We start from the raw sequence: 20731 nt of genomic DNA, 5'->3' as shown, positions 1-20731 counted from the left end.
TAGTATGAGGAAAAATACTCCATTTGAGTGTACCATACTTGGAAGCGTTTAACCAAAAACGGCTAAGCGGAGCCGCTTGCGAATACGAGGAATAACAGTTGCTATACGGCGAAAAGGTATGTCAAAATCGATGTATCCGTATAAGAGCGGCAGGCGGGAGGATGGCGGCATGGTTGAAAAGGAGTTCGCCGGACTGCAAGTCAAGTCGGACGATGAACGGATGCGCTTCTATCCGCTGGGGGACAGCGCGATTGTCCTGGAAGCTGGTGAGTTTGGAGTCGAAGCGGATTGGACAGAGTTCGCGGCGCTTGCCGATCAATTAGGTGCGAGCCGAGAACGATGGATGCTGGATATCGTTCCTGCTTATACGAGCGTAACGGTGGTATACGATCCGGATTTGCTCTGGCGGGAAGAAAAGGCGACGGATGCCGCCGGATGGAACGACAGGTTGACGGACCTTTTGCCGTATCAGCTTGCCGAGCAGAGGTTACGGGAGATTATAAGCCGGGAATGGCGCGTTTCAACAGTGAAAACAAGGATAGTTGAGATCCCGGTCTGCTACGGCGGCGAATTTGGTCCGGATCTGGCCGAGGCGGCTGCACATGCGGGAATGACGGAGGATGAGGTGTGCAGGAGGCATGCCGAGGCTGAATATAAAGTGGCGATGATTGGCTTCATGCCGGGTTTTCCGTATTTGATCGGATTGCCAGAGTCGCTCGCTCAGCCGCGCAAAGCTGTCCCGCGCTTACGTGTAGAGGCGGGTTCGGTTGGCATAGGAGGCGGGCAGACGGGCGTTTATCCGCTTGCGTCGCCGGGAGGCTGGCAGTTGATCGGACGCACGCCTGTGAAGCTATTCGATGCGCAGCGCAGCGAGCCTTCCTTGCTGCGGGCGGGAGATACGGTTCGATTCGTGCCGGTAAGGGACGCGGCGTGGAGGGATGAACAGACTGGTGCTGATTCACGGAGCGATGATGCCAGAGATGGACGAATGCACAATATTGAGACTGGTGCATCCGATGATGGTGCAGGTTTTCGTATCAGTAAAGCAGGCTTACATACGACGATACAAGATTTAGGCAGGGCAGGATATCGATCAATCGGCTTGCCGGCAGGCGGCGCGATTGACAGCTATTCGCTGCGGCTTGCCAATATGCTCGTTGGCAATGAGGCGAATGCGGCGGCGCTCGAGCTGACGCTTATCGGGCCGGAGCTGGTGGCGCAGGACGATATGCTGATCGCCGTATGCGGCGCGTATATGGCGCCGACAATCGACGGCGAAGAGCTGCCGATGTGGCGGCCGGTGTTCGTGCGAAGCGGCGCCGTGCTCCGCTTCGGCAGTGCGCTGAGCGGCTGCCGCGCGTATATCGCGGTTGMCGGAGGCATCGGCGTGCCCGAGGTGCTGGGCAGCCGCAGCACGTATGCGCGCGCCGGGCTCGGCGGCCTCGGCGGGCGGCGGCTTGCCGCCGGCGACGTCGTGCCGTGCGGCGCAGCTGGAGCGGCTGCCGCTTCGCGGTGGGCAGCCGCATGGATCGCGGCGATGGCCGCCCGCCCAGGGTGCTGGGCGGCCGCGCCGTGGTTCGCGCAGCCGCTTGCCTATGGCGGCGGCAGCGACGAGGACGGCATCGAGCTTCGCGCGATGCCGGGCAGCGAATTCGGGCAGTTCAGCGAAGCTGCCCGAACAGCTCTTTATCGGGAGCGCTACCGCGTCGCTCACGACTCGGACCGTATGGGCTGCCGCTTGGACGGCAGCCCTCTCGAACGCTCTGCCCATGCGGAGCTCCGCTCGCATGGGGTAACGCCCGGCGCCGTCCAGGTGCCTTCCGGCGGCGCCCCGATCGTGCTAGCCGCCGATTGCCAGACGACCGGCGGCTACCCCAAGATTGCGCATGTCGCCAGCGTCGATCTGCCGCTGCTCGGGCAAGCGAAACCCGGCGATACGATTCGCTTCCGGCATGTATCGCTTGAAGAGACGCAGCGGCTGGCAATATCCCGCGAGCTGGAGCTGCGTCAGCTCGCAATTGCGATACGCTGCCGTTTGTCATAGGAACAGGAGAGGAATGCATCGATGAAAGATCGATTAGATAGTACGACAGGGTCGGCAGCCGTCAAAGCCGTCGATCTCAACTGCGATTTCGGAGAAGGGTTCGGCGCGTATTCGTTCGGGCAGGACGACGAGCTGCTCCGGTATGTCACAAGCGTCAACATCGCCTGCGGCTTCCATGCAGGCGATCCGCATACGATGCGCCTTGCTGCCGAGAAATCGCTGGCGGCAGGTGTTGCGCTTGGCGCGCATCCGGGCTTGCCGGATCGGATCGGCTTCGGACGTCGCGAGATGAGCATAACCGCTAGCGAGGCTTATGATTACGTTGTTTATCAGGTTGGGGCATTATCCGCTTTTGTGCAAGCGGCTGGAGGAAGGCTAAGCCATGTAAAACCGCACGGCGCGCTCTACCATATGGCCGGACGCGATCAAGAGATTGCTGCAGCCGTTGTGAAAGCCGCAGCCGATATCGACAAGCGGCTGCTCGTCTTCGGCGGCTCCGGCAGCCTGCTTCTTGACGAGGCTAGGCGCCAAGGACTTGGCGCTGTCTCCGAAGTATTCGCCGACCGCACGTACTTGGCGGACGGTACATTAACGCCGCGCAGCCAGCCGGGCGCGCTGCTGGCCAGCACGGAAGCGGCCGTCAGACAGGCCGTCTCGATGGCCGCGGAAGGCAAAGCTTATACGGCGAGCGGCGATGAAATCGCCATCGAGGCCGGCACGATCTGCCTGCACGGCGACGGCCCGCATGCAGCCGCGTTCGCGCAAAGCATTAGCAGCGCTTTGCTTGCAGCCGGCATCGCTCTTCGCGCACCGCAATAGGATACAAAGCAAAAAAGCAGCCCTCCAATGATCCGCACTTCCATTGTTAGTCGTGTCTAACAAATGGGGTGCAGTTCAAGGCGGGCTGCTTTCTGTTTCTATACTCAATGTGTTCGTACGGACTGTAGTGACGCTAACTGCAATCTATAAGCCGCAATTGGGAGTGTAACGGACCGTATAAACGCTATCTGCGACTAAAGAGTCAAGTTTTGTAGAAAAACGACTATTTAATGACTCCTCAGTCCGCAACTCTGCAATAGGATCGCTTGTCGACGGCTAAGTGTCGCTGGAGTCCGTAACGCCAGCAAGCACATGCTACGATTAATTCAGCTTAAGCAGTAGCGAGCTGTGAGGCGGCAACTGAAAGGATAGCTGATCCAGCGTTCCAAGGCTCTCGCGCTTCCACAGATCACGTCCCTGCACGGGGGCAGAAAGACCAAGCTGCTCCAAGCTGACCGATACATTGTCCGACGCTTCGCCTGCGTTGAACAAAGCGACATAGGTTGTATCGTTCTCGCCTTGCGAGGCCCATACGATACGATCACCGTCGCGCAATACTTGCCGCGCTCCGCGGCTGTTGCGATGCAGCTCCAGCACTTCTTCGTTCGTAATGAGCGACAGTGTCCAGTCGTCATTATCGCGAAGCTCGCCGCCGAACATAAGCGGCGAACGGAAGATCGACCAAAGCGACATCATCGTAAGCTGCTCGTCTCGCGTGAATCTCGTCCAGCGGTCGCTGCCGCCGCCGTCAACCGAGCGGATGCCGAGATGCCCGAGCGGAAGCATGTCGCAGTCCGGCCATCGTCCTTCCGCTACATGCGGAGCCCACTTCTCGCAGCGCTCGAACATATTGTAGAGCAAATGCCAGATGTCCCAGTAATCGTCGGTCATCCGCCACATATTAGCATTTGCGGCAAGCTCCTCCGCATGCGCAAGCGGCGCGGGTCCTGGCGAGAGGCTAAGCACCATCGGCCGTCCGCACTGCTCGATCGCCGAGCGGATCAGCTCGATCTCTGGCAAATGAATGCCGTATAGCCGCGATGCGGCGATGTCATCGACTTTGACGAAATCAACGCCCCAAGAAGCGTACAGGTCGAACAATGAATTGTAGTACGCCGCAGCGCCGTCTCTCGATGCATCAACGCCGTACATATCGGTGTTCCACGGGCAGATCGAGTTCGGGTGCGCGATCTGGCGGGCCGTTGCCGTCGTTCCCAGCACCGGTGTATCGGCATGTGCCGCTTGGCGCGGAATGCCCCGCATGATATGGATGCCGAACTTCAGGCCTAAGCTATGCACATAATCAGCCAACGGCTTGAAGCCTTGTCCGCCAGCGGCAGACGGGAAACGTTCAACCGAAGGCATAAGCCGCGAATATGCGTCCATTTCCAGCGGAACGAACTGGCGGTAATGCGAAGACACCGCGCCGGGCTCGTACCATTGAATGTCGACGACGACATATTCCCAGCCGAATGGCTTCAGATGCTCGGCCATATATTCCGCATTGCCTCTAATTTCTTCTTCTCTAACCGCAGCCCCGTAGCAGTCCCAGCTATTCCAGCCGAGCGGCGGCGTTGCCGCATACTGATGATGTTTCTTCGCGCTTGTTACCACAATGATCGCCCTCTCTATCGTAATATTGCTCTATGCCAATATCGTAGAACGAATCATTACCCTGTGGCTAGCCTATTTTATTGCGTTCGTATGTAAAATATTGCTCAATCAAATCGCAGTCTATCGATGGATGGCAGCTCCTTCGCCAGTCTGAAGTCACCTGGCGGAAAACCAACTCTGCCACGGAACACTTTGCTAAAGTAGCTGCCGTTCGCATAGCCGACCTCTCGGGCAATTTCATCGACCGTCAGCTTCGAGCTGCGCAGCAATTCGACAGCTTTCTCAATACGCAGCTTCGTGACGTAATCCATCGGCGACATGCCGGTCGTCCGAAGAAACAACCGAGCAAAGTAATATTTGGATAAGCCGACAACGGCGGCGATTTCGTCCAAGCTCTCAGGCTGTGCGAATGAAGATTCCATGTGGAAGGCGGCATCACGAATACTGCTCGGCCAAGACTCTCTCTCGTTCTGTAACTTATGTTTGGTTTGCAGCAGCTCCATCATAAGCGTATATACGAACGACGATGCCTGATAACTGTTCTTTATACCGTTCATACGCGCTTCTGAATATAGCCTCTGCAGCGCTCGAACCGCAGAACTGCCGGCCTCAAGCTGAGGCGTTACACCAATCGAATCGATAAGCTCTCGCCATAACGGCTGCAGATTAGCTTGGCGAATGAGTACGAAATAGAATGTCCAGTTGTCGCTTTCGGGAGGCAAGTAATAATGATGATCCCCCGGAATTTCGGCCAGGAAAGCCGTTCCTGGGCCCACCTCATAGGTTGTATCGCCAAGACGGTATCGGCCGAAGCCCGACACCGTATATTGGAGTAAATAGAGCGGTCCATCAATCCGCTTCATGCCGTCCCAAGAATACTCGGGATCACTAATTTGCTGATGTCCAACTGCGAACAACTGGTAGATCGGGAGCTGCGGCGAATCTTGGAATCGGTAGCCGTATACGCCGTAAGGTTGCGAATGAGCCACTATTGATGAACCTCCTTGCCTGCATGGGGGAGCTTATTATTACAGCTTGTCGTATCAATCACTGACCCTTATGATGATAGCATCAAATACGCAATACACTCGTATGGACAGGTGTGAACAGCATTTATGAGCATTCAAGTATTTATTTATGGAACGCTTCTTCCCGGCGAAAGCAATCATCACGTCGTTGCTAGCTTCATACAAGCTTCAAGAACGGGACAAGTGTTCGGCCGATTGGTTGATTGCGGCTCATATCCGGCAGCCGTTCGGGATGCCGATGCCAAGCAGCGCAATAGTATTATACGCGGTCAGTGGATCGTCGTCGATAGAGCGGGACTTGCGTCGATGGATGAGCTCGAGGAATTTTACGGCATAGAGGAATGTAACGATTACGAGCGGGTATGGGTGCGGGATGCTTATCGCCCAGAGCTGGCGGGGTGGATCTACGTTTGGAGCGACGACAGAGGCTGTCCAAGGATAGAGGAGCCGTATTGGCCGGATTATCGTTCAAGTGTTTCATGTGGGGATAGGAATTAACTGCATTATTGGTATTGGAAGAGGCAGTGGTTTGCTGGCTGTTGCTATGTTGGATTCCTGCATGATAGAGCCCACTTAAAAGAAGCAATTATCGGCTATACTGGATTTATGCAGCAACTCTTTGCTGAAGTGGCTGAATTGAAGCTTATTGAAGGAAAGGTAGTGCAATTATCCAACTTAGACTAAGGCTCAGACAGACGGCCAGTCCGAAACAAAAAAACCGGCGTACACGAGAGCAGATCTCTCATTAGCCGGTTATTCCCTTATTCCCCTGCTTGCCGCTTGCCGTCTGAATGGTCGGCTTCGGCGTAAGCAACCAACGCAACCGTTGAGCCATAATCCTCACTAAGCTTTTGTTCCAGCTTGCGAATCGAGTCAAGCGCATCCGCCTGCTCGCCAAAGCGGGCGAGCTGATAAGGCTTTTCTGACATCAAATCACACATCCCTATTCGAAGTTTAGCAGCATAGCCGCGTCAGCTTACGCCGTTAATGGACGGCAACCGCCATTGGTATCATTTATGAGCATCGGCGATTTCAGTGAAATTTATACGTCCTCTTGTTATCGGGCAGCAAAAGGTGAGCATTGTGTGTCACTGCGGCGGTTTCATTGTTCTTTTCTTTTGCGTTTAGTACACTGTACGTGATAACTAGCGTAACGGAAGGAAGGTTCAAGAGCGACATTATGATTCACACTCACGACAACATACATGATTTGAACCCAGGGAGAAGCTCGAGGACTGCTTTTTACCTGTTTGCAATTGTTGCCCTGTTATTTTTYACACTATTACTATGGCTTCCGGCTGGTCAAGCTGCCGCGGCATCCGTTGATGCATCGCATCAGCATTCCGAGTCGGGATATTCCGGCGGGGCGACAGGAGGACAATCGCTGCTTTATATCATTAGAGCGGTCTATTATATCGCTTTGATGGCGGCAACGGGGACGATGTTATGGTCCGTTGCGCTTCCTTTTGCATTTGGCAGCGATCCGCAGCGCATGCATGCCAAGTGGAGTTTGCTTGCCGTTAGAACACTGCTTCTTACCGCCATTGTGTACATCTTTATTCACTTCAATGCACTTATGAATAGTCTCGGCACAAGCGTGGATGCCATCGGCGTCTTTACAGAAACGAATGCCGGCCGCTCGTGGATCGCGCTTCTAGTGCTGGCTGTTCTCGGTTTCGTTATATTGAAGCAAAATGAAATTGTTAAAGCGATATGGGCGCTGCTGCTGCTCGGCGTAGAGAGCTTCGGCGGACACACGTTGGCTCTCGACGATTCGGCACTGGCTCTTATTATGAACTTCCTTCATCTGAGCTGCTCGGCCATATGGGCAGGGGGCGTTATGCTGCTCCTGCTCTATTGGTTCTCGGACCGTAAGGAGGCTGGGCGGTTCGCCGCCAGGTTCACTACCGTTGCTTGGATAACGATCGTGCTTCTAGCCGTCACAGGCATCATCATGACGGTGTTCCTATTGCCTTCGTGGCGCTATTTGCTATACAGCAACTGGGGATGGCTGCTTATGGCCAAAGCGCTACTCGTCCTTGCGGTTGTCGTCGTCGGAGCATTCCTGCGAGTGCGCGCAAAGCGCAAGGAAATGCCGCGCGGCATGCTGCTTAAGCTGGACGGCATATTGATGATCGCCGTTCTATTGATTGTCGGCGTACTTACTTATATCAGTCCGGCACCTGATACAGAGCCGCTTAATTATCACAAAATGGGAGAAGAGCTTCATTACACATTGGACATTACACCGAACGGACCTGGTCCTAATGAGGTGTCGCTCAAGGTGTGGCTGCCAGAGGAGCTGGGAGAGCCGGAAGCTGTCAGCTTGTCGATTACATCGCAGAAGCGTCCGGATAAAACTCCGATTATCGTGAATCTGCTGCCGAAGGAAACGAATAACGATAGTTCCTTCCCTGGCTTCAAGCTGACGGAATATAAAGCTAGCAAAGTTGAGCTGCCATATCCAGGTGCATGGCAAGCGGAACTGATCATTACCGATATAGATGGCCAAACAACCGCGGAGACGATTCCATTCCGTAACGATTAAGACAGGGGGGAGCAAGTTGTCTTATAAATGGCTGAAGTGGCTGATATTGTGGATACCGACGGTTACGATCGGCTTGTGGGAGTATATTCGCCATGCGGTTTTGCTGCCCTATGTTTCGATGGAGCTGGGTAATATTCTTGCTCCGGCGCTCGTATTCGTTGTTACGCTGACATTGCTGCGCGGTCTGTTCGCGAAGCTGGAGCAAACACAAGATTCTCTTCATCGGGAGCGAGTCGCGAAGGCCGCCTTCGAGGAGCGAGAGCAGCTTGCGCGCGAGCTGCATGACGGCATCTCGCAATCGCTGTTCATGCTTTCCGTTAAGCTCGACCGGCTAGAGCGCGAGACTGCCGACCCGAAGGCACTCGCCACAGCCGAGGAAATAAAAACGACAGTCCGGCGCGTGTATGACGACGTCAGGCAGCAGGTCGAGAGCCTGCATCATACGCCACTGCCTGCCATGCAGCCATGGCTGCAAAGCATACATCATCTGACTGCCGAGATGGAACAAGCGAGCGGTATCCAGTCGTCTGTCGATTGGAAGTTGAATGAGGATGTATTATCTCCGAAACAAAAGGTCGAACTGCTTGCCATTATGCGCGAAGCGCTAATGAATGTGCAGAAGCACGCGAGAGCAGAGCGTGTAGTCGTCCGAGGCGGTCAACTTCCGCTAAGTGCCGGCTCGGCGGGCGATGAGGCCGCATTTTATTGTCAAATTGAGGATGATGGAATCGGAGCGTCAAGCAACGGGTTGGACAAGCAGGGGACGTACGGCTTGAAGATGATGCGGGCGAGAGCGGATGCGATGCGTTGGTCGCTCGATGTGTCGCCTGCCTATTCGCATGGAATGATTGTTACGATACGGGGTAAGGGGGCAACGAAATGACAGATATCGCAGCACCGGTCCGGGTGATGCTTGTTGACGACCATCCTCATGGTCTCGAAGGAATGCGGGAGATTGTGGCAAGCGATCCCGCGTTTACGGTTGTCGGCGAGGCGTCAAGCGGCGAGGAGGCGCTCGCGCTTGCAGCCGCCATCTGTCCTGATCTTGTGCTTATGGACATCAATATGCCGGGTATCGGCGGACTTGAGGCCACTTTCCGTCTTAAGCAGCTTCATCCCTCGCTTAAAATTATAATGGTTACGGTTTCCGACGATATTACTAACCTCTTCGAAGCGATTAAGCGCGGCGCGCAAGGCTATCTGCTCAAGAACATCGCTCCTTCCTCTTGGCTCGAATATTTGCATGCCGTTTCCGTCGATGAAGCGCCGATGTCCAAGGCGCTTGCTTTCCGGCTTCTGCAGGAGTTTACGGGAATGGACAAGCCTTCTCCCTCAGTTGACCAGGCCATTTCATCGCGCAAGCCGGCTGCTGGAGCGGCTAAGCCGCTGCCTGATATGACAACCCCGCTCACCGATCGGGAAAAGGTCGTGCTTGAGCATGTCGCAACGGGCGCTTCCAACCGCGAGATCGCCGGGGCGCTTTCCCTCTCCGAACATACGGTCAAAAACCACCTCAAAAATATTTTGCAAAAGCTTCATCTCGCCAATCGGGTTCAATTGACAATTTATGCGCTCCAGCAAGGCATAGTCGAAAAATGACAAGATGGGTCGACAGTCCTCTGCGCCAATATTCGACCCTTTCGGCAGGATTCGCGATAGTTTCGTAGAATGATATAACAGACAAAAATATCGGCGAATTCCGGCATAGTGCTTTTGGCATATGACTTCATAGAAGTGTGGGGGGAATGGATGTTGAACGATCGGCAATATCCTATCGATCGCGAGATCAAGCTCTTGAACCGAATGGACGAGCTTGAGCGTTTGAATGAGCGCTTGGAAGAGATCGGCGCCGATGTAGGGTGGACGGCTCGCGCAGTGCTTGACTTGTCTCTGGCATGCGAGGAACTTGTAGTCAATATTGTCAACTACGGCTTCCCGTCAGGCGGGGAGCATAGTATTGCTGTCATCATCCAGGCCTCGCCCAGCAGCGTCGAAGTGAAGATTGAGGACGGGGGCATACCGTTCAATCCGCTTGATAATTCGGATGCGAGCGCTTTGCTCGATCTGGAACTCGACGACCGGCCGATCGGCGGCCTTGGCATTTTTTTCGTAAAACGGTTAATGGACGATATTCACTATGAATATACCGGGGGAATAAACCGATTTCGGATGCGCAAGCAATTTCAGCCTATGGAAAGTCATAACGAATAAGAGCAATCGGGGGTAACGAATGATGAATCTATCAGCAACGGAATGGAATGGCGTTACGATTCTTCCTTTTGAAGGAAGATTGGACGGGAACAATGCGACGGCGGCGGAACAAGCTTTTTTGCAATTATTGTCTGAAGGAAAGCAAAGCTTTATATTCGATTTCAGCAATCTTCAATACATAAGCAGCGCAGGCTTGCGCGTCGTTCTCGTAGCGGCGAAGAAGCTTCGGGCATCAAAAGGGAAGATGGTATGCGCGTGCTTGGGCGAGCAGGTATACGATGTGTTCGAAATGTCGGGATTTACGACAATCTTGGAAATAGCGGCTACGCGCGAGGAAGCGCTAGAAAAAATCGGGGCAGGCGCGTAATGGCAAGCTGGCGCGAGCTTGAAAGGCGGTAACAAAATTGTCTCAACTCGAATGGATAATCGGCGCGGCGGGTATTGGCGCAGCGGCTTATACGCTGGTTCGCAACCGCCGTCTCGCCGCGAAGCTGAAGCGGGCGGAAACCCTGTTCGATCTTAGTGCCGAGCTGCATGCGTCGCTGAACAAGCCAGAACTGCTAAGCGCGGTGAACGAGGCGGCTAGACGTCTCGTATTCGCCGAAGAAGCGGCCGCCTTCTTCGAGGAGAACGGCGGCACTTTGCAAGGCACGGATGTCGTTACCATTCCGATGACGGCGCGGGGACGCAAGCTTGGCGTTCTGCAGGCTGCCGGCAAGAGCGGCGGCGCAGCGTTCAGCCATGACGATCGCGAGGCGCTTGCGAAGCTGGCAGGCCCGCTCGCGCTCGCGCTGGATAACGCGAGGCTGTACGAGGCGCTGGAGGAGTCGGTAAGCGAGCTGCAGCAGGCGACCGCGCTTACGGAGAGGCTCGAGAGCGAGCTGCAAATCGCCGGCAGCATTCAGCTTAGCTTCCTGCCTACGACGATGCCTTCGGCCAACGAGCCGTTCGACGTGTGCGCGCTGCTTAAGTCGGCGAAGGAGGTAGGAGGCGACTTCTATAATTTCTTCAAGATCGATGATGATCATCTTTTCTTCACGCTGGGGGATGTATCCGATAAGGGGATTCCGGCCGCGTTGTTCATGGCGATGACGCTTTCCTTGCTGAAAGGAAAGATGAATCCGAAGCTGTCGCCCGGCGAGCTTCTGGAGAAGGTGAACGACGAATTATGTACGGATAATGCGCAGCTATTCGCAACGATCGTATGCGGCGTGCTGCAAATATCGACCGGTGATGTCGTGCTGAGCGATGGCGGACATTGTACGCCTTATGTCGTGAAAGCGGATGGTACCGTTCAACCGATCAAGCTGCGCAAAGGCATTCCGCTAGGGTCGTTCCCGGAGTTCGTCTATCACGATCAGACGATCAGCCTCGACAAGGGAGATCGCCTTATTGTATATACGGACGGCATTACGGAAGCGGAAAATGCGCTGCAAGAGCAATATACGGTTCATCGCCTGCAGCAGTTTTTGTCGCAAACCTCCGGTTATTCAAGCGCGGAGATTATCGACGCGCTGCTGATGGACGTATTCATGTTCGCGGACGGTGCTCCGCAGTCTGACGATATTGCCGTATTGTGCCTAATGCGCAGATAGCGCGATCATTTTGGAATTCGGAGATGGATATGACAAATTTTGCAGCCGTTTCGAAGGATATATATGAAGAGCTTGGCTTGCTCGAACAAGGACTGCGGTTATTGCTGGCCGATTTCGAGAGCAAGGAGGTTGACGGTCAAGCTCCTTATTCGATGCGCGGGTTAATGATAACGCCATCCGATATCGAGCGTACGCTAGAGGAGACGGAGCATCGTCTGGAGGACGATGCTCTTGCTGCGTTCAGGGAATATCGATTGCAATGGGAGGCGGAGCGCGATGCCGCTGGAGAAACGGAAGACTCCCCGCTCGCGCGCATGTCGCATCAGCTTGGCTTGTCTGTGTGGGAGCGGCGCTGTGTCCTATTGTGCTTAGCGCCGGAGCTCGACATCAGATACGAGAGCTGGTTCGGCTATTTGAACGATGACGTGACGCTTCGTGTTCCGACAGCCATGCTTGCGCTGCGTTTGCTATGCGATTCGGAGGAGGAGCGCGACACGGCGCGCGCTTATTTGGCAGGCTCCTCGCCGCTAAGACGGTTTCTGCTAAAAAACGAGACTGTCGGCGAGCGCAGCTCCTTGAAGCTTCCGCTGCGTCTTGATCCCCGTGTCGTAAGCTTCCTGCTTCATACGGAGACGCTCGACAGCCGGATTGCGGCTGTCGCCGTAAAGTATGACGAGCGGCAGGCCGCGCCGGGACTTCTGTATGATGAGCGGCTGCAGGTCAGTTTGCAGCTTGCCGTGAATCAAGAGCGTGCCAATGGCGGAGCCAGACTTCCTTTCATGCAGATAGTCGGACCTTCAGGAGCAGGCAAAAAGCTGCATGCACGACATGTAGCCGAAGCTTCCGGTCAGCCGCTGCTCGTTGTTGCATTGGATAAGCTGGACAGTGAGGCAGATAAGCGAAGCGAGCAGCTTCGCCATATTGTGCGCGAAGCGCTGATATCCGGCGCTATGCTCGGGCTTACTGAAGGGATGGCCGGCGATACGCTGCTAGAGTCGTATAAAAGCAGCCTGGATGCGGCCATTGTCGAATATGCGGGAGCATCGCCGTTCCCTGTCGTCATCTGGCTGGCGAGGCGCGAACGTCGCGGCGCACAGCTTCCTCTGCCTGCGGAAGCCTCGTTATTATCATTCACTATTTCTGTACCAGACGCCGAACAACGATTAAAGTTATGGGAGCTTGGGAGCTCCGATTGGGACGATCCTACCCTCTACGAGCAGCTGGCCGACAAATATGCGTTCACGGCTGGGCAAATAGAAGGAACCAGGCGGCAGGCTGCCTTGCTTGCCTCCTTGCAAGGACGAAGCAGTGCCGATCTGAACGATTATGCGGCGGCTTCGAGATTGCAGGTCCAGCATCGCTTAAGCGAGCTTRCGGAGAAGCGTGCGCCTAGCCGTTCCTGGAGCGATCTCGTGCTCCCGGAAGAGCCGTTGGCGCTGCTGACAGAAGCGTGCAACCGCTATAAGTTCAATGAAACGGTGCTTAATCGGTGGGGCTTCGGGAGCAAGCTTCCTTACGGACGAGGACTCGCCATGTTGTTTGCCGGGCCTCCAGGCACGGGGAAAACGATGGCTGCAGAGGTTGTCGCGCGCGAGCTGGGACTTGAGCTCTACCGCATCGATCTATCTCGCGTTGTGAGCAAATATATCGGCGAGACAGAGAAGAACTTACGCGAGTTATTCGAAGAAGCAGAGAACAGCGGGTCTATTCTCTTTTTTGACGAAGGAGATTCATTGTTCGGCAAACGTACGGAGGTCAAGGATTCTAATGACCGATATGCGAATATGGAGGCCGCTTTCCTGCTTCAGCGKATCGAATCTTTTGATGGCGTAACCATTCTGGCGACCAATCTGCTGCAAAATATGGATGAAGCTTTCCTGCGCCGAATGGGCGTCATCGTGAAGTTCCCGTTCCCGGACAGCGCCGAGCGTGAGCGGCTGTTCCGCTCGATGCTGCCCGCGGAGGCGCCGCTTGATTCCGATCTCGACTTTCCGTTTCTTGCGTCGGCAGTGGATGTTGCGGGCGGGCATATCAAGAACATTGTGCTTGCTGCTGCATACATGGCGGCCACTGAACAAAGCGCTATCGCGATGCGCCACATGATCAGAGCTTCCAGACAGGAATTTCACAAGATGGGCAAGATCGTGGTGAAGGGCTTATTCGACCCGTATGCATGAAATTTAGCCAAATCTAGCGAAATTAGGATATGAACCGCGACTAATAGATCAGATTGCTTGTTTTTTTGACATAAAATGAGTAGTTTTTCGTAGTCAATTAATGGCAGAAAAGCTATAATAGATTTGGAGTCGAAATAGGTCAAAAGCCTATGTCAGCACTGTGTAAGGATAGAGAGGGGAATGGCAGTGGCCGGTTATACAGTTATCGCGGATTTGGGCGCAAGCATGCTTCGTTTGCTGCGCGACAATCTAACGCCGGACCCCGTGCCGCGCACCGATCTGATTGGCATTGCATCTCCGCGTGATGCGGGCGATCTTAATTTGTCGTTATTTCTGTTCAACGTGAAGGAAAATGGCGAAGCGCGTCGCACGGGCATGCAGGATCGTGGAAGCACGCTGCAATATCCGCCGCAATCGCTAGATTTCTATTTTCTGATGACAGCGCATTCGAATGCGGATCGTTTGACCAAATCGCTTGACGAGCATCGCATATTAGGACGAGCTATGCAGGTGCTTTACGACAACTCCGTGCTCCGCAGCCCCTATCTCGAAGGATCGCTTGCCGAGAGCGCAGAGACGATCCGGCTGTCGCTTGTGAGCATGGAGAGCGAAGAGCTGCTTAAATTGTGGCAATTCGGAGATTTGCCTTATAAGCTGTCGGTTGTGTATCGCGTCGGTCCGGTCATGCTGGATTCTACTCGCGTGAAGTCGGTATCGCGTGTCGTCGAGCGCCATATTGTGCTTGAAGAGAAGGGCGGTGGCTAGCGGAATGTCGCAGCTCAGAGATACGCTCATTACGCGATGCTCGCTCGTTGTCTCTCCGGTCGATGTATGGACGAGGAGAGTGCCCGGCGGCATTACCGTATCGCTTGAGGGCATTGCCCGCAAGCCCGTTCGCAAATCGGACGGCACCTATTTGTTTCTAGATGTCCCAATGGGCGTCTATGCGCTCACTGTCAAGTCGCCGATGTTCATGCCGTACAGCGAACAGATTGACCTGTCGGCGCTGCCTCCGCTTGCTCCTGTCGTGACCGTACCGTTACTGCCTGGGTCTGGCTATGCTTATCCTGCGGCGGCAACGGCTGTAAGGGTCAGAATTGTGAATGAGGCTGGAAAGCCGATTCCGCACGCTGACATTGAAGCGTATGCGACAGAGGATGCTGCAGCCAGGGCAAGAGTTGCCCAGGACGGGCTGAAGGCTGGCGACAGCCGGGTAGCTGCGGGTTCGTTCAAGGGCAAGACGTTCGCAGGGGAATGCTTGCTTCTGCGCGATATGGAGAACGAACAACTCCTTCGTGTCGCAGAGATGCTTCCCGGCGATGTGCTTAGGTTCGAACGTCCGTTAGCTCATAGCTTCCGAAGAGGCGCGCAGCTAATGCCTGCTATCGTTACGCGAAGCGGGCTGGACGGGACGGCGCTGCTGCCGTTTCGAGGCTCGCTGCCGGGACAGTTTGCCGTTAAGGCAACGGTGAAAGCCGGAGGGAAGGCCGTTATTGCCGAGCTGCAAGCAACGGCCGGGGAAGTTGCGAAGCTGAGCACCATTGTGCTGTAGTTGCACCTTTCCCGAATGAATTTGGTCTTGGGGCTGACTATGGCCATAGAAGCCGAACGTCACCTAATACATAAATAGATTCAGAGAGGAGATCATTCATGGCTGAGTACTTATCGCCAGGCGTTTACGTGGAGGAATTTGAAAGTGGCTCCAAGCCGCTCGAGGGAGTGAGCACAAGTACGGCGGGCTTTATCGGTCTTGCGTCACGCGGACCCGTCGAGGGCTTGCCGCAGCTTATTACAAGCCCTGCAGATTTCCAGCGCGTCTACGGCTCTTATTTGTCCGAGAATGCATTTGGTTCTTATCGTTACCTGGCTTATGCGGTTAATCAGTTTTTCACAAACGGAGGTTCCCGCTGCTTTATCGCACGCGTTGCACCTTCGGATGCGGCTGCAGCTTCCAATAGCGAGCAAGCTGCTGTACTGTCCGTTTCCGCCAAAAACCCGGGGGCATGGGGCAATCAGCTCCGTCTTGTAGCCGTTCCGGCAAGCAAAGCTAAGACGCCTATTTTCGAGGCGGCTGAAGGCAATCGTTACCGCGTGAAAAACGCAGCCGGCTTCTATGCAGGCGATGTGGTCGTGTTCACGAACGGTTCGGAGAAGCAATACAGCCGCATCGTATCCGTTCATGATCAAGTGATTGAGCTCGCTGATTCGCTGAAGGGCGAAGTGGTGGATACGGCGCTTGTTCCGTCCAAATGGCTGAGCACAGCTGAATTCACGCTTTCGGTAAGCTATGGCTCTGAAGTTGAGACGTATGAGAAGGTATCGCTTAACCCTGAAGCTCCTAACTATGTGGAGAAAGCGGCAGGCCGCTCCGTGCTGGTTCATATCGCCGTTCAATCGGTTTCCGAGGGCAGCGTATCMCMGTTCGAGCAACTGGCTGGCGCGGATGCCGATTCTTATGAAATTACGCTTTCCGGCGGCAGCGACGGCACGGCTGCAAGCTTGTCCGCAGGCGACTTTATCGGCGAAGATTTTGGCCCGGGCAAGAGAACGGGTATCCAAGCGTTCATCGATAACGACGTTGTCAGCATTATGGCGATTCCAGGTGTTACTGATCCGAACGTTCAATTGTCGCTCGTGGCGCATTGCGAGTCGCTCGGCAGCCGGTTCGCGATCCTCGATCTTCCGCGCGAAGTGACGAAGGTACAGGACGTTTTGGCTCACCGCGATCTATTCGATTCGAGCTACTGCGCATTGTACAATCCATGGCTTCAAGTGTTTGACCCGCTCGACAAACGCAATATTTTCATCCCTCCTTCCGGTACGATTGCAGGGGTATACTCCCGTTCCGACTCCACTCGCGGCGTACAGAAGGCTCCGGCCAACGAAACGCTTCGCGGCGTAGTCGGCATTGACGTGCAATACAACAACGGCGAACAGGATATTCTTAACCCTGCGGGCGTTAACCTGATCCGTTCGTTCACGGGACAAGGCATTCGCGTATGGGGTGCGAGAACTTGCTCGTCGAACACGCTTTGGAAATACATCAACGTTCGTCGCTTGTTCATCTTCCTCGAAAGTTCGATTAAGAACGGCTCCAACTGGGTCGTATTTGAACCGAATACCGAGCAGCTATGGGCACGCGTACAACGGACGATTGAAGCTTTCTTGATGCGCGTATGGCGTGACGGCGCGCTGTCGGGTACAAGCCCGTCCGAAGCTTTCTATATCAATATCGGCCGCTCGACAATGACGCAAGACGACATTGACAACGGCAGATTGGTTTGCGTTATCGGCGTAGCGCCTGTCAAACCGGCAGAGTTCGTCGTATTCCGCATTACTCAACGCACTGGCTCGGAATAGGAATAGCATTTGCATTTAGCTTCCATATCGAATAACGGAAGGGGATAACCATGGCAGGAGATCGTATTGATCCATATCGCAATTATAGATTTATTGTTGAAATCGAAGGTCTGGAAGAGGCCGGATTCAGCGAGGTTTCCGGATTTGAAGCGACTTTCGACGTTATTGAATACCGCGAGGGCAACGAGGTTATTACCCCGCGCAAGCTTCCAGGCTTGGTGAAGTACGGCAACATTACGCTCAAATGGGGCGCTACGGAATCGATGGAGCTGTATGAATGGATTCAAGAGTGCATCGAGGGTACGGTTGAGCGTAAGACGATTACGATCACCGCGGTTGACGAGGAAGGCGAAGAAACGGCTAGCTGGAACGTTATCGAGGCATGGCCGGTTAAGTACACGGCGCCTACCTTCAACGGTCTTGGCAACGAAGTAGCAATCGAGCTGCTGGAATTCGCGCATGAGGGTTTGACGCGCACGGCTTAATACACGCGTGATGCAACGGAACAAGAGGCGGCAGTAGGCGGTTATCGGCTTACTCCTCTCTTGTTTTCCGCTTTATTTTTGCAACTGTCAAACTTTGTAGGGAGCAGGAAGAATGCAGGGGAGAAGCGAGGAGTAATCCTCTCGTTGCAGAAGCTGCAATTGAATTAGGAGTAACGCTTGCTTTCGAATGTCATGGTTGCAGCTTAGAGTCTATCGATTCATTCAGCTCAATAGAGATGTGCTCGCTTTTTGAATGGATTTCATACAATTAAAAGGCTAGGAACGAGAAGATTTCAGAGTTTGCTTGGATTTTGTGCAATCAAATGGACTGAGATAGGTTACTTGGGGTTAAAATGCCGGTTTTGACTGTATGTTTTCCACTCAAAAGTCACTTAACAGGCGATTTGGACCGTTTAGACTGTATGAAATACAGGCAAACGTAACCTCAGTAAGCGAGGTCTTGTGCTTTGGATTTAGCGTTGGAGTGACCCATTATGAATCGACAGTCTCGATTGTGCAGTAGATGAATGAGAAAGCGACACATATGGAACAGAGAGCGGTCAATCCGTTGCAAAATGTGCAATGGCATTCGTCTTAAGCTGAGCAGGATGACGAATCCGTTGCAGATTATGCAACAGGATTTATAAAGCAAGTCCTTAGGCATACATCAATAGATGGTATTGGAGTGATAGAAGGATGGCGTTTCAAACCGAATACGAATTTGAGCTTCCGCGCGGCTATGTCGACGAGCATGGCAACCTTCACCGCCGCGGCGTCATGAGGCTGGCAACCGCAGCCGACGAAATATTGCCGATGAAGGATCCGCGCGTGCAGTCCAATCCAAGCTACTTGACCGTTATTTTGATGGCAAGGGTAGTAACGAAGCTGGGCGACCTTAGACATATCGATACGAGGCTCGTTGAGAAGCTGTTCACGGCCGATCTTGCTTATTTGCAGAACCTGTATCGCCAAATAAACGATCTGGAAGCGCCAAAAGTGGCGGCGGCATGTCCGAAATGCGATCACGAGTTCGAGGTGGCTGTCGATTTTTTGTCCTTAACAGAGGCCCTCTCCTAAATTATCCGGTTGACCGGTTATATGAGGAGGTAGGCTTCGTCGCCTATTATTTCCATTGGTCGCATGACGAGATTATGAATATGGAGCATGCAGAGCGTCGCCGGTGGTGCGATGAAATTTCGAGAATTAACCGGAAAATGAACGAGGATACGGACAAGCCGAACGTGTTCGACGTCTTCGGAAAGAGGTGACGCTTACTTTATGGCAGCAATGGAAGGCAAGGAAAACGATCGGCTGTTCACGGTGGCTAGCAGCTTTAACTTCTGGGTGGAGCTGGACGGCGTATTCGTAGCCGGGTTTACCGAGGTGTCCGGGCTGGAAGCCGAGACAGAAATCGAGGAGTACCGTGAGGGCGGCGTGAACGGGTACGTTCATAAACTGCCAAAAGGCGTACGGTATCCCAATCTCGTATTGCGCCGCGGCGTTACGAAGTCTCCGGTGCTGTGGAACTGGTATGAGAGTTCGATCGACGGTCCGATTACACGCAAGACGGGGGCGATTGTGCTTCAAAACGCCGACGGAAAAGAGTTTGGCCGGTGGAGCTTTTTTGACGGATATCCGGTCAAATGGACGGGGCCTCAGCTTAATGCGAGTACGAGCGACGTAGCATTCGAGTCTATCGAAATTGCTCATACCGGCTTATATGGCGGATTTAACTAGGACCAAGTGAATCGAGAAAGCAGAATGAAAGAAGGAGGATGCCAGAAGTGAAAAGGACGACGAACCGGGCCAGCGATACRAAGCAGCAACCGACATCGGTTCAGTCTTTTGCCGGAGGCATCTTGAACAAGTACAAGCAAAAGCAAGGAAAAAGCCAATTTGGCGGATTATCGTTATCTCATAAAAAAAACAGCTTGGGCGAACCTTCGGTCGTACAGCAGAGGGTGCATGTGCAGGTCATTGCGCCGAAGGATACGACGAAGCAGCCGAAACCGAAGAAGGATGCGGCGGCAAGCGCTGCGCCTCGAATTGAACGCGTTATTGAACGTGAGAAAGTAACGGTRGAGAAGCAAACCGTCATTTATAGAGACGTACAGCGCATCATTAAGGAACATCGGACCGTTAGGGAAATTGCAGTGACTCAGCCTGCCGTCACCTTGCAAGGGCGAGATCAAGCTGATCTTAACAAAGCTGAAAAGGCTGCTGGCCTTACGGGCAGTAAAAGTATTGCAGGCAGTAAGAGTAGTAAAGGCAGCACGAGTAGCACGAGTAGTACGAGCAGTGCTGGCGGATTGAGTAACACAGTCCATACAAAGACGGAAAGTATACAAGTTACCCAAATTGGAAAGAAAGCCGAATCGCCGGGCATTACAGCGAGTGAACGTAAGCTGCAGGCGGGAACGGATTTTCATAAATGGATTCAAGCGAGAAGCAAAGAACCTATTACGATTCAATCGGCTCGCCGGTTGGAAAGTTTACAGAAGCCGATTGTGAAAGAGCGGGTTAAGCTGAAGAGCTCTGTATTGGATTATAGAAGCGGCCGTGAGGCTGCTCCGCTTCAACTGACGAATKCAAGGAGCAGTCGGCTGCGCAGCTCAGACGGTAAGGTGCATGCTGCCGATGTCAGTCGCGTAGCCCGTGATGTACAGACGAAGCAGACCGAGGCGAAGACGTCGGAGCGAGTGAAGCAAGCGGAGCAAAGTGAGGCGAAGACGTCGGAGCGAGTGAAGCAAGCGGAGCAAAGTGAGGCGAAGACGTCGGAGCGAGTGAAGCAAGCTGCATCCGGATGGAAGGCCCATTTGGACGAGGTCGTAAAGTCGGAATAACGCGTGA

Annotated in this window: 21 protein-coding genes; 18 read left to right on the top strand and 3 right to left on the bottom strand. The window is 54.0% G+C overall.

The window, feature by feature from the left end; all coding sequences use genetic code 11:
• Positions 1-118: 118 nt before the first annotated feature.
• Together pxpB and AB4Z33_RS00100 are read left to right on the top strand one after the other, a co-directional pair.
• The gene (pxpB, locus tag AB4Z33_RS00105) at positions 119-2044 is read left to right on the top strand and encodes a 5-oxoprolinase subunit PxpB (protein ID WP_442047927.1); all 1926 of its coding nucleotides are present in this window, start codon (positions 119-121) and stop codon (positions 2042-2044) included.
• 21 nt (positions 2045-2065) lie between these two features.
• The gene (locus AB4Z33_RS00100) at positions 2066-2863 is read left to right on the top strand and encodes a LamB/YcsF family protein (RefSeq protein WP_442047926.1); all 798 of its coding nucleotides are present in this window, start codon (positions 2066-2068) and stop codon (positions 2861-2863) included.
• Between the two features lie 321 nt (positions 2864-3184).
• Here AB4Z33_RS00100 and AB4Z33_RS00095 read toward each other — a convergent pair whose 3' ends face one another.
• Positions 3185-4477, bottom strand: a complete 1293-nt coding sequence (locus tag AB4Z33_RS00095) for a glycoside hydrolase family 27 protein (protein ID WP_442047925.1) — start codon at positions 4475-4477, stop codon at positions 3185-3187.
• A gap of 104 nt (positions 4478-4581) precedes the next feature.
• Entirely contained in the window at positions 4582-5466 is an 885-nt protein-coding gene (locus tag AB4Z33_RS00090; RefSeq protein WP_442047924.1) for a helix-turn-helix domain-containing protein, read from the bottom strand.
• Between the two features lie 126 nt (positions 5467-5592).
• Between AB4Z33_RS00090 and AB4Z33_RS00085 the strand changes: the two genes are divergently transcribed.
• Positions 5593-6003 (top strand): gamma-glutamylcyclotransferase family protein, encoded by a 411-nt coding sequence (locus tag AB4Z33_RS00085; RefSeq protein ID WP_442047923.1) that lies wholly within the window; start codon positions 5593-5595, stop codon positions 6001-6003.
• 263 nt (positions 6004-6266) lie between these two features.
• Here AB4Z33_RS00085 and AB4Z33_RS00080 read toward each other — a convergent pair whose 3' ends face one another.
• Positions 6267-6434, bottom strand: a complete 168-nt coding sequence (locus AB4Z33_RS00080) for a hypothetical protein (RefSeq protein WP_442047922.1) — start codon at positions 6432-6434, stop codon at positions 6267-6269.
• A gap of 209 nt (positions 6435-6643) precedes the next feature.
• Here AB4Z33_RS00080 and AB4Z33_RS00075 point away from each other — a divergent pair, with 209 nt between their 5' ends.
• The 15 genes from AB4Z33_RS00075 to AB4Z33_RS00005 all read left to right on the top strand — a co-directional run bounded on the left by AB4Z33_RS00075 (position 6644) and on the right by AB4Z33_RS00005 (position 20724).
• Positions 6644-8053, top strand: coding sequence for a copper resistance D family protein (locus tag AB4Z33_RS00075; protein WP_442047921.1), 1410 nt, complete (start codon positions 6644-6646; stop codon positions 8051-8053).
• Between the two features lie 16 nt (positions 8054-8069).
• On the top strand, positions 8070-8936 hold the full coding sequence (locus tag AB4Z33_RS00070; protein WP_442047920.1) for a sensor histidine kinase: 867 nt from the start codon (positions 8070-8072) through the stop codon (positions 8934-8936).
• The gene (locus AB4Z33_RS00065; protein ID WP_442047919.1) at positions 8933-9652 is read left to right on the top strand and encodes a response regulator; all 720 of its coding nucleotides are present in this window, start codon (positions 8933-8935) and stop codon (positions 9650-9652) included. Before AB4Z33_RS00070 ends, AB4Z33_RS00065 begins: the two co-directional genes overlap by 4 nt.
• Positions 9653-9802: 150 nt before the next feature.
• Positions 9803-10264: an ATP-binding protein gene (locus AB4Z33_RS00060; protein ID WP_442047918.1), complete on the top strand. Its 462-nt coding sequence runs from the start codon at positions 9803-9805 to the stop codon at positions 10262-10264.
• Positions 10265-10283: 19 nt separating this feature from the next.
• Positions 10284-10631: an STAS domain-containing protein gene (locus AB4Z33_RS00055; protein ID WP_442047917.1), complete on the top strand. Its 348-nt coding sequence runs from the start codon at positions 10284-10286 to the stop codon at positions 10629-10631.
• A 37-nt stretch (positions 10632-10668) separates the two neighbouring features.
• Positions 10669-11859 carry a PP2C family protein-serine/threonine phosphatase gene (locus tag AB4Z33_RS00050; protein WP_442047916.1) on the top strand — a complete coding sequence of 397 codons (1191 nt, stop codon included), beginning with the start codon at positions 10669-10671 and terminating at the stop codon, positions 11857-11859.
• A gap of 29 nt (positions 11860-11888) precedes the next feature.
• Positions 11889-14036: an AAA family ATPase gene (locus AB4Z33_RS00045; protein ID WP_442047915.1), complete on the top strand. Its 2148-nt coding sequence runs from the start codon at positions 11889-11891 to the stop codon at positions 14034-14036.
• Between the two features lie 186 nt (positions 14037-14222).
• Positions 14223-14801 carry a DUF4255 domain-containing protein gene (locus tag AB4Z33_RS00040; protein WP_442047914.1) on the top strand — a complete coding sequence of 193 codons (579 nt, stop codon included), beginning with the start codon at positions 14223-14225 and terminating at the stop codon, positions 14799-14801.
• Positions 14802-14805: 4 nt separating this feature from the next.
• The gene (locus AB4Z33_RS00035; RefSeq protein WP_442047913.1) at positions 14806-15588 is read left to right on the top strand and encodes a hypothetical protein; all 783 of its coding nucleotides are present in this window, start codon (positions 14806-14808) and stop codon (positions 15586-15588) included.
• 98 nt (positions 15589-15686) lie between these two features.
• The gene (locus AB4Z33_RS00030) at positions 15687-17396 is read left to right on the top strand and encodes a phage tail sheath family protein (protein ID WP_442047912.1); all 1710 of its coding nucleotides are present in this window, start codon (positions 15687-15689) and stop codon (positions 17394-17396) included.
• Between the two features lie 50 nt (positions 17397-17446).
• Positions 17447-17881, top strand: coding sequence for a phage tail protein (locus AB4Z33_RS00025; protein ID WP_337099680.1), 435 nt, complete (start codon positions 17447-17449; stop codon positions 17879-17881).
• A 696-nt stretch (positions 17882-18577) separates the two neighbouring features.
• The gene (locus tag AB4Z33_RS00020; protein WP_442047911.1) at positions 18578-18958 is read left to right on the top strand and encodes a phage tail assembly protein; all 381 of its coding nucleotides are present in this window, start codon (positions 18578-18580) and stop codon (positions 18956-18958) included.
• Positions 18889-19149, top strand: a complete 261-nt coding sequence (locus AB4Z33_RS00015) for a DUF6760 family protein (protein ID WP_442047910.1) — start codon at positions 18889-18891, stop codon at positions 19147-19149. Before AB4Z33_RS00020 ends, AB4Z33_RS00015 begins: the two co-directional genes overlap by 70 nt.
• 10 nt (positions 19150-19159) lie before the next feature.
• Positions 19160-19618 (top strand): phage tail protein, encoded by a 459-nt coding sequence (locus AB4Z33_RS00010; RefSeq protein ID WP_442047909.1) that lies wholly within the window; start codon positions 19160-19162, stop codon positions 19616-19618.
• Positions 19619-19665: 47 nt separating this feature from the next.
• The gene (locus AB4Z33_RS00005; RefSeq protein WP_442047908.1) at positions 19666-20724 is read left to right on the top strand and encodes a hypothetical protein; all 1059 of its coding nucleotides are present in this window, start codon (positions 19666-19668) and stop codon (positions 20722-20724) included.
• Positions 20725-20731: the final 7 nt, after the last annotated feature.

It is taken from the genome of Paenibacillus sp. 2TAB19, from assembly GCF_052115185.1.
In the GTDB taxonomy this organism is placed as follows: domain Bacteria; phylum Bacillota; class Bacilli; order Paenibacillales; family Paenibacillaceae; genus Pristimantibacillus.
This window is presented reverse-complemented; position numbering and strand designations above follow the sequence as displayed.